The sequence below is a fragment of the Leifsonia sp. Soil_N53 genome (genome assembly GCF_057655165.1).
Genome location: NZ_JBDGMM010000024.1, coordinates 1 through 12,270 on the forward strand (window position 1 = coordinate 1; position 12,270 = coordinate 12,270).

Annotated in this window: 11 protein-coding genes and 1 pseudogene; 5 read left to right on the forward strand and 7 right to left on the reverse strand. The window is 72.2% G+C overall.

Annotated elements, in window-relative coordinates; translation table 11 throughout:
* A partial coding sequence (locus tag AC3A3H_RS01240; protein ID WP_487612718.1) for a sigma-70 family RNA polymerase sigma factor occupies positions 1-920 on the reverse strand: 920 nt, incomplete at its 3' end.
* Between the two features lie 290 nt (positions 921-1,210).
* On the opposite strand from AC3A3H_RS01240, the gene AC3A3H_RS01245 reads away from it, so the two are divergent.
* From AC3A3H_RS01245 to AC3A3H_RS01255, 3 genes are all read left to right on the forward strand, one after another.
* On the forward strand, positions 1,211-1,987 hold the full coding sequence (locus AC3A3H_RS01245) for a DNA alkylation repair protein (protein ID WP_487612719.1): 777 nt from the start codon (positions 1,211-1,213) through the stop codon (positions 1,985-1,987).
* Positions 1,988-2,010: 23 nt separating this feature from the next.
* Positions 2,011-2,907 carry an SDR family oxidoreductase gene (locus tag AC3A3H_RS01250; RefSeq protein WP_487612720.1) on the forward strand — a complete coding sequence of 299 codons (897 nt, stop codon included), beginning with the start codon at positions 2,011-2,013 and terminating at the stop codon, positions 2,905-2,907.
* A gap of 165 nt (positions 2,908-3,072) precedes the next feature.
* Entirely contained in the window at positions 3,073-4,770 is a 1,698-nt protein-coding gene (locus tag AC3A3H_RS01255) for a DUF11 domain-containing protein (protein ID WP_487612721.1), read from the forward strand.
* On the opposite strand, the gene AC3A3H_RS01260 is transcribed toward AC3A3H_RS01255, so the two are convergent.
* The 6 genes from AC3A3H_RS01260 to AC3A3H_RS01285 form a co-directional block, all read right to left on the reverse strand.
* Positions 4,767-5,807, reverse strand: a complete 1,041-nt coding sequence (locus AC3A3H_RS01260; protein WP_487612722.1) for a helix-turn-helix domain-containing protein — start codon at positions 5,805-5,807, stop codon at positions 4,767-4,769. The genes AC3A3H_RS01255 and AC3A3H_RS01260 overlap by 4 nt on opposite strands.
* 95 nt (positions 5,808-5,902) lie before the next feature.
* On the reverse strand, positions 5,903-6,370 hold the full coding sequence (locus tag AC3A3H_RS01265) for an SRPBCC family protein (RefSeq protein ID WP_487612723.1): 468 nt from the start codon (positions 6,368-6,370) through the stop codon (positions 5,903-5,905).
* A 122-nt stretch (positions 6,371-6,492) separates the two neighbouring features.
* A complete protein-coding gene (locus AC3A3H_RS01270; RefSeq protein ID WP_487612724.1) occupies positions 6,493-7,365 on the reverse strand; it encodes an ABC transporter permease in 873 nt (290 codons plus the stop codon).
* Positions 7,366-7,372: 7 nt separating this feature from the next.
* On the reverse strand, positions 7,373-8,410 hold the full coding sequence (locus tag AC3A3H_RS01275) for an aliphatic sulfonate ABC transporter substrate-binding protein (protein ID WP_487612725.1): 1,038 nt from the start codon (positions 8,408-8,410) through the stop codon (positions 7,373-7,375).
* 104 nt (positions 8,411-8,514) lie between these two features.
* Positions 8,515-9,369 (reverse strand): ABC transporter ATP-binding protein, encoded by an 855-nt coding sequence (locus tag AC3A3H_RS01280; protein WP_487612726.1) that lies wholly within the window; start codon positions 9,367-9,369, stop codon positions 8,515-8,517.
* 122 nt (positions 9,370-9,491) lie between these two features.
* Positions 9,492-10,337 (reverse strand): exodeoxyribonuclease III, encoded by an 846-nt coding sequence (locus tag AC3A3H_RS01285; protein WP_487612727.1) that lies wholly within the window; start codon positions 10,335-10,337, stop codon positions 9,492-9,494.
* A 65-nt stretch (positions 10,338-10,402) separates the two neighbouring features.
* Here AC3A3H_RS01285 and pyrE point away from each other — a divergent pair, with 65 nt between their 5' ends.
* The gene (pyrE, locus tag AC3A3H_RS01290; RefSeq protein WP_487612728.1) at positions 10,403-10,951 is read left to right on the forward strand and encodes an orotate phosphoribosyltransferase; all 549 of its coding nucleotides are present in this window, start codon (positions 10,403-10,405) and stop codon (positions 10,949-10,951) included.
* Positions 10,951-12,270: pseudogene (locus AC3A3H_RS01295) on the forward strand (hypothetical protein); the annotation flags it as partial. The gene pyrE and the pseudogene AC3A3H_RS01295, both read left to right, overlap by 1 nt.

Here is a 12,270-nt window from a genome sequence, read left to right on the forward strand (position 1 = left end):
CTGGCGGCCGCCCCGCGCCTCGCGCTGCCCGGCCCCGACCATGTGCTCGACATCGCCCAGCGCCCCGAGCCGCCCGCCCCCGCGGAGGCTGAGCCTGTGGCGGCCCCGCCGTTCGGCCCGCCGTTCCGCAAGCTGCCCGCATACGCCGCCGCCCCCGCGATCCCCGCGGCGAGCGGGAGCAGGACGAGCCCGATGTGCGTGTTCGCCTTGGCCGCCTCCCCCGCGACGAGGAGGCAGTCGTCGCACTCCGCCAGATGCGCGTCCACGCGACGTCGCGCGCTTGTCGCCAACCGCTTGCGCAGCGCGACCCCGAGGTGCTCGATCGCCCAGTGGCATTCCGAGTCCGCGGGGAGCGTCGGCAGGTGCGTCCGGATCCAGGAGGCGCGGAGGCCCTCCCGTGCGCGTGCCGCGAGCGCCGCGACGGCGTTCGGGCTCATCCCGAGCAGCGGCGCGACCTCCCTCGGCGGCAGCGCCTCCACCTCGGTGTACCAGAGCACCTCCTGCCACCGAGGCGGGAGCGCACGGAAGGCCCGGGCGGCGAGCGACCGGTCGAGCTCCGCGAGCAGCGTCGCCTCCGCGAACCGCGGGACCTCGATCTCCTCGGCGTGCTCGACGGCGATCTCGCGGCTGGCCCGTCGCCCCCAGCTCGCGGCGGTGTTCCGGATCACCGCGAACAGGTAGGGCCGGAATCCGGAGGTGGGTCCTCCGCCGTCCGCGATCGCCGCGAACGTCCGCATGAACGCCTCCGACACCAGATCGTCGGGATCGAACGAGGCGGTGTACGAGCGGGCGACGGTCACCCCGGCGCGATAGTGGCGGTGCCACAGCTCGGCGTAGGCGCGTTCGTCGCCGTCGCGGGTGCGGTCGACGAGCTGGGTGTCGGACGGCGGATCGGTGGCGTCGAGGGCAGGACGGGACATGGCTCTCCAGATCGGGACTGGTGGGCGCCGCGGGAGGCGACGACTGCGCGTTTGAGAGAGCACCCGCGGGTGATTCCATGACGAATTACGGAGAGCCGCGTCATGGCCGGCGATCGCACCGCTCTCTCCTAATGCCGGTCGCCGCACGACGCCGACCGGTGCAGCCGGGGGAGGCTGCTCGCGGGGCGCCCGTACATTCGGGATGCCGGGCGCCCCGCGAACCCCGCCGCCCCTCGGTAGCCGCGAACCCGCACGCACCTGCGGTAGCCGCGAACGCCTAGAGTGCTCTCGTGACCACGGCGCCCAGCGAGCAGCCCACCCCGCCCGCCCAGACCGCGCACGCCGTCCGCGACGCGCTCGCCGCCGTCGCCGATCCGGACGACGCCGTCTTCCTGCAGCGCTTCTTCAAAACGGGCCGCGGCGAGTACGGCGAAGGCGACGTCTTCATCGGCGTCCGGGTCCCGCAGACCCGCGCCGTCGCCAAACGGTTCGCCTTGCTCCCGCTCCCCGAGCTGCGCGCTCTGCTGGACAGCCCCGTCCACGAGCACCGGCTCGCCGCCCTCATCGTCCTGAACGCCGCGTTCGCGCGCGCGAGCCGCGCCCGGACCCGCGACGACGCCGAGCGGGAGCGGCTGGCCGACTTCTACCTGCGGGCGGTTCGCGACGGCCGCGTGAACAACTGGGACCTCGTGGACGCCTCGGCGGAGTACGTGCTCGGCGCCTTCCTCCTCGACCGTCCACGCGGCATCCTGGACGAGCTCGCCGCCAGCCCTGTGCTGTGGGAGCGCCGTGTCGCCGTGCTCGCCACGTTCGCGTTCCTCAAGGCGGGCGATGCGTCCACGACGCTCGCGCTCGCGGCGCGACTGCTCGACGATCCGGAGGATCTCATGCACAAGGCCGTCGGGTGGATGCTGCGCGAGACCGGCAAGCGCGTCGACCGCGCGCTGCTGCTCGGCTTCCTGGACGAGCACGCCGCACGGATGCCGCGCACCATGCTCGCCTACGCGACGGAGCACCTCGACGCGACCACCCGGGCGGCGTATCGGTCCGTGCCTCGCCGGACCTGACGCGGGCCTGGGATGATGGACGAATGGCGAGAACGGTTCGAGGAGCACGGGTCCTGATCACCGGTGCGGCCTCCGGGATGGGCCGCCTCTACGCCGAGCGCGCCGTGCGGGAGGGTGCCCGCGCCGTCGTGCTCTGGGATCGTGACGAGGAAGGCCTCACCCGCCTCACCGACCAGCTCCGTCGCGAGGTCCTCGCGGGACGCACCGCCACCGCGTGGGGCGCTCCGGCCGGGTCGCCGAGTTCGGCGGGAGGCTCCGCCGCCGGCACGAGCGTCCACCCGTACGTCGTCGACCTCCGCGAGCTCGGCGGCATCGCCCAGGCCGCGCAGTCCGTGCGCAAGGAGCTGGGCGGCGTGGACGTGCTCGTCAACAACGCGGGCATCGTGCGCGGCAAGTTCTTCTGGGAACACGACAACGGCGACGACACCCGCGCGACGATGCAGGTCAATGCGCTCGCGCCGATGTACACCACGCGGGAGTTCCTGAACGGGATGATCGCGAGCCCTCGCGAGGCGCGCATCGTCAACATCGCCTCCGCGGCCGGGACGCTGGGCAACCCGCGGATGAGCGTCTACGCGGCGAGCAAGTCCGCGGTCATCGGCTGGAGCGACAGCCTCCGCCTCGAACTGGAGCAGCAGGGCTACGGTCACGTCAAGGTGACGACGGTCGCGCCGAGCTACATCGACACCGGGATGTTCGAGGGCGCCCGCGGGCCGCTTCTCACCCCGATTCTCACCCCCGAGTACGTCGTCGACCGGGTCTGGCGGGCGATGCTGGCGGGCAAGCCCGTGCTCCTGCTGCCGTGGTCGGTCGGCCTGGCGAAGACGCTGAAGGGCGTCCTCCCCACCCGCGCCTGGGACGCCCTGGCCGGCCGGGTCTTCGGCGTCTACAGCTCGATGGACGAGTTCACCGGGCGCTGAGCGACTGCCCGGCCGAAGGCCCGCGGGCCGGCCGACTTGACGATCCGTGCCGGTCTCGCCGCCTGCCTTGGATATCCGTGCAGGCTGCCGCCGCTGCGCCGCCTCCGTCGCCGAACCTGAACGTGCGGGCCGAAACCTGGCCCGTTCGTTCGAAGGGTTTGCAACATGAAACGGATCGGAACACGGATCAGACCGGCGCTCGCCGCCGCCGTCGCACTTGGAGTCGCCCTGACGGGGTGGGCCGCCGCCGCGCCACCCGCGGAGGCCGCCCAGGGCCGCCTGATCGCGGACGTCGATTGGGACACCAGGCCGACGCTCTACGGCGGCCTCTACAGCCACGTCCGGCTGGACGTCGAGCGCATCGAGAAGGCCCACGAGGGGTTGCCCGTCCCCGCCCTGAGGATGCCGAACGGGGAGCCCGTCTTCGGTATGCCCTACTACTTCCTCGGCAGGGACCCGGCGACGGGCGCGTACCTCCCCGACAGCATCCTGGTGTGCATCGACGTCCTGCACGTGGACTACCGCGTGCCCGACGGCTCCGAGTACTTCGACCTGGCGACGCTGGTGCCGGAGGAGACGGCCGTCCGGATCTCGCGAACGCTCAACGCGGGCCTCCAGCTGGCCGCACAGCGCGGGCTGACGATCGCCACGGACGGCTCGCAGCCGCTGACGTTCCGCACGGCGGAGGCGTCCGACGTCATGCTCGCCGCGCAGATCAGCGCCTGGCACCTGTTCGCGCGCGACAACGTCTCGCAGCCGCTGCCGCACCTCGAGCTGCGCGACTTCTCCGTGGACAAGCGCGTCGTCGCGCCGGGCGGTGGCACGCAGACGCTCACGGACATCGACCTCACGCCACAGTTCGCCGAGCTCGACAGGGAGGTCGCACGATTCGACGCCGCGCCCACCTTCACCGCAGACCCCGTCTCGTTCGGCGAGCGGGTCAGCCTCTCCGATCCGGACGCGCTCGCCGGCTTCAGCGTGGAGGTCGACCCTGCCCGGTCGACGCCCGGCTACGACGACTACCTGGGGGTCGCGACGTCCCCCGACGGGAGCATCCAGCTCACCAAGAAGAAGCCCGTCGACCGCCCGCTGTCACTCGGCTTCCGGAAGACATTCGCGCACGGACTCGGTGGCGGCCCGTTCCTCGGAACGGGCGTGCGGGCCGCGAACGACCAGATCAAGACCGTCCTCTCGAACGTGTTCGAGAGCGCGTTCGAGCTCGCCGTGGACGAGGACTTCGGGCCGGTCGACCCGCCGGTCTACCCGCCGAGCGACCCGATGATCCTGCCCGCGGTGTCCATCGCGAAGGACGACGGTCGGACGGCCGTGGTCGCGGGCGACCGGCTCGACTACGTCCTCGTCGCCGCCAACTCGTCGGACATCCCGGCTCCTGACGTGGTCGTGACGGACACTCTCCCCGAGCACCTGGAGCTCGTGGACTCCGCGCCCTCCCCGAGCGGGGTATCGCCGGACGGGACGCTCGTCTGGGCGGTGGGCGCGCTCGCCCCGGGCGAGTCGACGGAGATCCTGGTCTCCGCGACCGTCCGTGACGACGTGGTCCCCGGTACAGACATCGTGAACACGGCGTCCATCACCTCCGAGGGCGTCTGCGAGGGCGATCCGGGGACGGACGCCGCCGACGCGTGCGAGGCCACGGACGTGGACATCGTCGTGCCCCCGCTCGACGGCCCGCCCGCGGACGACCCGGGTGCCGAAGTGACGGCGTCAGGGGCCACCCTCGCGAACACGGGCGACCCCCTCCTCGGCGCCGGCAAGGTGGGCGCGCTCGCCGTCGCACTGTTCCTGACCGGCGGCGGCCTCGCCTTGGCCCACGCGCGCAGCGGGCGGTCGGACCGGGGCTAGCCCAGGGCGGCGGCGGGTGGTGGGAAGAGGGTCGATCCCGCCACCCGCTCGCGCACTCTGCGGAGGCCGTGCGCACGGCCGCCCGCCTGCGTCCCGGCCGCCGCGACCCGGAACGCGCGCGGCGGCGCCCCGTACCGGTCTGTGAACAGGCGGCTGAAGTGCGCGGCGTCCTTGAAGCCCCAGCGCGCGGCGATCTCGCCGATCCGGAGGCCGGCGAACTCAGAGTCGGCGAGGTCGGCGCGGCACCGTTCGAGCCGCCGTGACCGCACCCAGGCCGCGACGGTGCTGTCGTGGTCGTCGAACAGCGCGTGCAGCTTGCGGGCGGACATGAAGTTCGCGCTCGCGATCTCCGCGACCGAGAGGTTCGGGCGCGAGAGGTTCAGCTCGATGTAGTCCATGACCCCGTCGAGCTGGGATCGCCGGGCGGCGGTCTCGGTCTCCTGGAGCGTCTCCACAACGACCGCGCCGAGCATCCCGACCGCGTGTTCGATGAGCCGGCTGCCCGCGCTCCCCTCGAGCCGGTGGACGGTGTGGCCGAGTTGCACGGCGAGCGGGTGGACGATGCCGACGAGGGGACGCTCGCGCTCGAATCGCACCGCCGTCACGTCGTCGACCGCGCTCGTCGGGATCGGGAGCGCGCGGTGCGGGATCCGCACGATGAGGCTCTCGCCGCCGTGCTCGAGCAGGAACGGGCGCGAGGCGGAGTACGCGGTGATGTCGCCGGGCCGCACGACGGCAGAGCGTCCGTCCTGCGTCAACGCGGTCTCGCCGGAGAGCTGGACGTGGATCATCGAGTAGGCGCCGGTCGCGCTGCCGCCATGCTGCTCGGGCTGCTCGACGGTGTGCCGCGACCCGGAGATGGCGTTGAACACGACGCCGCCCACGATCGCGCCGCTCACGGCCGATCGGAAGGTCTGGGTCTCCGTGCTCGTGCAGACCAACGGGACCGTCGTCTCGCGGAATCGGCGGCGCGCCTCGTCGAACCGCATGACCACCCGCTCGTACCGTCGATCCGGCGGCTGCTTCTCAGGCTCCATGGTGACCGCCCGCTCTCCCGACCCCTGACCCGCCCGGCGTTGCCGAGCGGGTCAGATGTAAAATTCTTGGTCGAGAACCTAGCAGACGCGGGCGATCAGGCGGCACCTCCGCGGCCGACGTCGCCGCGCCAGGCTCCCGTCTCGGCGGGCAGCGCCTCGATGAACTCCTTGAAGTTGCGCAGGTCCTTGCCGACGGCGCGGTCGTCCACGCCGAGTGCGGCGCCCACCTTCTCCATGGCGTCGCCGGGCTGCCAGTCGAACTGCACGGTCACGCGCGTGCTGGCCTCGGAGAGACGGTGGAAGGTGACGACGCCGGCGTGGACGACATCGCCGGCAACGCTCTTCCAGGCGACCCGCTCGTCGGGGTGCTGCTCGGTGATGACCGTGTCGAACTCGCGCGTCGCACCGCCGATCCTCACCCGCCAGTGGTTCGTCGTCTCATCGAGCTGGCGGATCTCCTCCACCTGGTCGAGGAAGTCCGGGAAGCTCTCGAACTGGGTCCACTGGTTGTACGCGGTCGTGACGGGCACGTCCACGTCGATGCTCTCGGTCACGGTGGCCATGAGGCGGTCCTCTCTCTCGCTATTTCGGATTCGGCGGCGACGCTAGGCCGCGCCGAGCCGACCCGCGAGGGGTGGACAGGCCCTCCAGATGGTGGGAGTGCGGACGTTCCGAGGGAGGAGCGCTACCCCCAGCGCCGGTTCGCCCAGCGTTCGAAAAGCCCGACCAGCGAGTCGGTCAGCTTGCCGAGGATGGCGAGCAGGATGATCGCGAGGAAGAGCCGGTCGGTGCGCCCGTTGTTCTGCGAGTCGCTGAGCAGGAAGCCGAGCCCCATCGACGACGCGATCAGCTCGGCGGCGACGAGGAACAGCCAGGCCTGCGCCAGCGCCAGCCGCAGGCCGGACACGACGGCGGGCAGTACCGACGGCAGCTGGACCGTGCCGAACAGCCGAACGCCGCGGAGCCCGAACGCCCGGCCGGCCTCCACGAGCTGCCGGTCGACGTGCCGGAGGGCGGCGGCGACCGTCGTGTAGACCGGGAAGAACGCCCCGATCGCGATGAGGATGATCTTGGAGTCCTCGCCGATCTTGAACCAGAGGATCAGCAGCGGGACCCAGGCCAGCGAGGGAACCGCGCGGATCGCGCCGAGCGTCGGGCTGAAGAGGATATCGCCGAGCCGCGAGAGCCCGACGACGGCGCCGAAGAGCAGCCCGAGCGCGGCGCCGATGGCGAACCCGATCAGTACCCGCTGGGTGGAGATCGCGATGTACAGGCCGAGCAGGCCGCGCTGGGCCAGGTCGACCGCGGCCTCCACGACCATCGCGGGTGCGGGGAGCTGGGAGGAGGAGAACACGCCGGAGGTGGCGGCGAGCTGCCAGACGAGCAGCAGCGCCACCGGGATCAGCGCGCCGCCGACCACCCGCACCCACCGGCGGGAGAGGAACGGGGCGCTCGGGTCGGCCTCCCGAGGAGTCTCCCGCGCGACCGCGAGCCCGCCGCCGGGCCCCCCGACCACGATCAGCGGGCCGTCGCCGTCCGGCGTGTTCTGAAAGCTCATCCCGGGCTCAGCCGCCGATGGCGCTCGGGTCGGCGTTCTTGGCGAACGCCGGGTCGAGCAGCGTGTCGAGGGCCTTGTCGATGTCCGGCTGCGTGCGCACGTCGCCGGAGGCCACGAAGATCGGCCCGACCTTCTTGAGCACCGTGAGCTGGGCGGCGCCCGGGACGTTCGAGACGCCGAGGTTCGTGCGCTGGGTGATGACCGTGCTCGCGACGGTCGGGTCGATGCCGGCGACGTCCGCGAGGATCTTCGCCGTCTCGTCCGGGTGCTTCAGCGCCCAGGCGCGTGCGTGCTCGTACGTGTTCACGACGGTCTGCGCGACATCCGGCTTGGACGAGAGGAAGGACTCCGTCGCGTTGAGGAACCCGTACGTGTTGAACTTCACGTTGCGGTAGATCAGCTTCGCGCCCGACTTCTCGGCGTTGGCCATGATCGGGTCGAGCCCGCTCCAGGCCTGGACCGAGCCGCCCTGCAGCGCCGCCCAGCCGTCGGCGTGCTGGAGGTTCTGGATGGTGACGTCGCTCGCCGACAGCCCGTTGGCCTCCAGCGCCTGCAGCAGGAAGAAGTAAGGATCGGTGCCCTTGGTGGCCGCGATCTGCTTGCCCTTGAGCTCCTTCACCGAGGTGATCGGGGAGTTCGGGCCGACGACGAGGGCCGACCACTCGGGCTGCGAGAAGATGTCGATCGTCTTGATGTCCGAGCCGTTTGCACGCGCGAGGAGCGCGGCGGACCCGGCGGTGGAGCCGACGTCGATGGCGCCGGAGCGGAGCGCCTCGTTGGCCTTGTTGGACCCGGCCGACTGCACCCAGTTGACCGTGATGTCCTGCTTCTTGAGTGCCTTCTCCAGCCAGCCCTCCTTCTTGATCACGAGGCTGAGCGGGTTGTAGGTGGCGAAGTCGATGTTGAGCGTGCCGCCCTTGGTGACGCCCGCGGTGCTCGTGGAGCCGGACGCAGCTCCTTCACCCGCGACGCAGCCCGAGAGCAGCAGGGTGGCGGCGGCGGCGACGGCCGCGGCGGCAGTGAGGATCGTGGGTCTGCGGTGCATGGTGGGTGCCTCTCGTGTCTGGTGATGCGGGGTGGTGGCTCGTGCTGTGATTCGAGCCTCCCGGATGCGCCGACGGGCCGGGCGCGATCCGGTGAATCTGTGGATCAATAGGGGAAGACCGGGATTGTGGAGGACTGGCGGTCGTCGAGCGCCCTCCCGTGCCTGTCGATGCCGAGCCCGTCGAGCAGCTCGGCGCGCAGTTCGGCGAGTGCCGCGGAGCCGCGGTCCCGAGGGCGCCCGCCGGGGACCGTGACGACGCGACGGATGGTCGCGCCGTCACGGCCGTCCTCGCGGCCCAGCAGGATGACGCGGTCTGCGAGCTGGAGTGCCTCGTCCACATCGTGCGTGACGAGGAGGATGGTGGCCGGGTTCGCGGCGTGGACGTCGAGCAGGAGATCCTGCATCCGCAACCGGGTGAGCGCGTCGAGCGCGCCGAACGGCTCGTCCAGCAGCAGCACCCCGGGGTTGCGCGCCAGCGCCCGCGCGAGCGACGCGCGCTGCGCCATCCCGCCGGAGACCTCCCTCGGCCGCAGCGCCGCCGATGCGTCGAGCCCGACGAGCGCGAGCAGCCGCGCCACCCGCTCCCGCCCCTCGGCGCGGTCGAGCCCGCGCGGCAGCCCCAGGGCGACGTTGTCGGCGAGCGACCGCCACGGCAGCAGCCGAGGCTCCTGGAACCCGACGGCGCAGCGCGCGTCGATGCCCGCGACGGGAGAGCCGTCGATCCGGGCCGCACCGGTCGTCGGGGAGTCGAGCCCGCCGGCGATCCGCAGCAGCGTGGACTTGCCGCACCCGCTCGCGCCCAGGATGGCGACGACCTCCCCGGCGGCGACGCTCAGCGAGACATCCCGCAGGACCGTGCGCGCCGCAGGCTCGGCACCGCGGCGTCGTGGCGCCGCGAACGCCCGCCCGACACCGGCGAAGTCGACGGCGTACGCGGACGAGGAGGCGACGGAGGGCATGGTCCTTCGACGCTACCGACAGCGGCCCAGCGGCCGCTCGCGGGGGCGCAACGCGGCGTAACGAACGGTGCAGAGTTCTCAGAGAGCGGGTACGGGCCTCGTGCCGGACCGACGGAGCGACCTCACCAGATCATCGGCCGGTCGTCGTCGTCCTCGTCGACGACGGCGTCCGTCAGCTCCACCAGCACCGGTACGTGGTCGCTCGGGGCGTCGCCCTTGCGCTCGTTGCGGTGGATGCTCGCCGCGGAGACGCGTTCGGCGAACGCGGGTGAACCGAGGATGAAATCGATGCGGAGGCCCTCGTTGCGGGGGAAGCGGAGCTGCTTGTAGTCCCAGTACGTGTAGCCGTCCGGCACGATCGGGCGCACGACGTCGGTGAGCCCGGCCTTCTCGAACGCGGCGAACGCGGTGCGCTCCGGCGGCGAGATGTGCGTCGAAGCGCCCGGGACGAGGCTCGGGTCGCCCACGTCGGAGTCGAGCGGGGCCACGTTCCAGTCGCCCATCAGCGCGAGCTGCTGTCCCGGGTCGTCCGCGAGCCAGCGCTGCGTGTCCGCGGCGAGGGCGGCAAGCCAGTCGAGCTTGTAGACGTAGTGCGGGTCGTCGAGCGAGCGGCCGTTCGGCACGTAGAGGCTCCACAGCCGGACGCCGTCGACCGTCGCACCGATCGCCCTGGCCTCCTTGGGCAGGTCGGGGCCGTCGTGGTCCTTGAGGAAACCGGGCATGTCCGGGAAGCCGACCTCGACGTCCTCGATGGGCAGCCGGGCGGCGATCGCGACGCCGTTCCACTGGTTCAGGCCGTGCAGGACCACTTCGTAGCCCGCCGCCTCGAACGCTTCGTACGGGAACTGCTCCGGCTTGCACTTGATCTCCTGCATGGCCAGCACATCCACGTCCTCGCGGACCATCCAGTCCACCACCCGGGCGACACGGGTGCGGATGGAGTTCACATTCCAGGTGGCGACGCGCATGCCCCGATCGTATCGGGGACCGCCGACCGCCTTGCCGGGAGCGGGTTAACCGTAGAATGTCAGACGTGACGGACGCACGACAGCAGCTCATCGACTTCATCTCGGCCGAGGCCGTCTTCCACGGCGACTTCACGTTGACCAGCGGGAAGAAGGCCAGCTACTACGTCGACCTGCGCAAGGTCAGCCTGGACCACCGGGTCGCGCCGCTGATCGGGCAGGTCATGCTCGACCTGATCGCGGAGGTGCCGGACGTCGTCGCCGTCGGCGGGATGACCATGGGCGCAGACCCGGTCGCGGCCGCCATCCTGCACCAGGGCGCCGCGCGCGGCCTGGCCTACGACGCGTTCGTCGTCCGCAAGGAGCCGAAGGACCACGGCCGCGGCAAGCAGGTCGAGGGCCCCGACCTCGAGGGCAAGCGCGTCATCGTGCTGGAGGACACCTCCACCACGGGCGGCTCCCCGCTCAAGGCCATCGAGGCGCTGAAGAAGGTCGGAGCGGAGATCGCGGGCGTCGCCGTCGTCGTCGACCGCAACACCGGCGCGCGCGAGGTCATCGAGTCCGCCGGCTACCCGTACTTCGCGGCGATCGGCCTCGGGGACCTGGGGCTGGAATAGTGGCGGGACACCGCGAACCCCCGGCGGGGGAGCCGACGGAGCCGGAGGTCGGCAGCTCGGAGTGGTTCCTCGCGCAGCTCAGCGGTGGGCGCCCGGTGACGCCGCCGGTCGCGGAGCCGGAGGTGGAGCCGGAGCCGGAAGTGGAGGCCGAGGTCGAGGAGCAGGCCGAGGTCGAGTCTCCCGGTCTTTTCGAGCCCGCTGCGCCGGTCGGCGCGCGGCCCGCCGAACCTTCCCCGTTCGAGGACCTCCTCCGGGAACCCGAACCTGCCGCATCCGCCGACGAGCCCGCCCCCGCTGCTCCGGACGCGCCCGTTGTGGCCCCGACGGCCCCCGGCTTCACCTGGAACCTGTCCTCCCGCGACGCCCCGGCGGACAGTGGCGAGACGCCGCTGCCGTACGATACCCCGGACGGGGGCGCCGACGAGCAGGTCGACGAGGAGGCTGACGCCGCTCCGGTCCGCCGCTCGAATTTCGTCGAGCCGACGGCCCCGACGGTGATCCCGGCTCCGGCAGCCGAGCCCGCAGTCACGCCAGCCTCCGAGACCGCGGAGTCCCAGCCGCCGGCGCCGTCGACGCCGCCGGCTCAGCAGCCTGAGCCGTTCGAGCCGACCGGATTCGTGGCTGCGCTGCGCATGCCGCAACCTCCCGGTGTGGAGTCCGAGCCGACGCCCGCCGAGCAGGCGCCCACCGAACAGACTCTCGCCGGGCAGGCCTCCGCCGGGCAGGCGTCCGGCGAGCAGGCCTCCGGCGAGCAGGCCTCCGGCGGGCAGGCCTCCGGCGGCCAGGCCTCCGCCGGGCAGGCCTCTGCTGGGCAGGCCTCCGCCTGGCAGACCTCGGCCTCGCAGACCTCCGGCGCGCAGGCCCCCACCGACCAGACGCCCGCAGCGCAGGCCCCCACCGAGCAGACCTCCTCGGACGTGGCGTCGCCGGTGACCGGCCCCGTCGAGGGCCACGGGCTGGCGGCGCTGCTCGGGATGTTCGAGGAGGAGCGTCCCGCCCCGCGACCGCTGCTGGGTGACACCACCGGAATCATCCCGATCCCCGCACCGCTGACGCGCAAGGACGCGCTGCAGGCCGAGGCCGACGCCCAGGCGCAGGAGGGCGCCGACGACCGCGCGCAGGTGGAACAACAAACTGACGCGGAGCTTCGCACACAGGCGGAGGAGCAGGCGCGCGCGGACGCAGAGCTTCGCACACAGGCGGAGGAGCAGGCTCGGGCGGACGCCGCGCTTCGCGCGGAGGAGCAGGCGCGAGCGGACGCCGAGGCCGCGGCGCGCGACGAAGCCCGGGCGGAGGCCGAGGCCCAGGCTCGAGCGTGG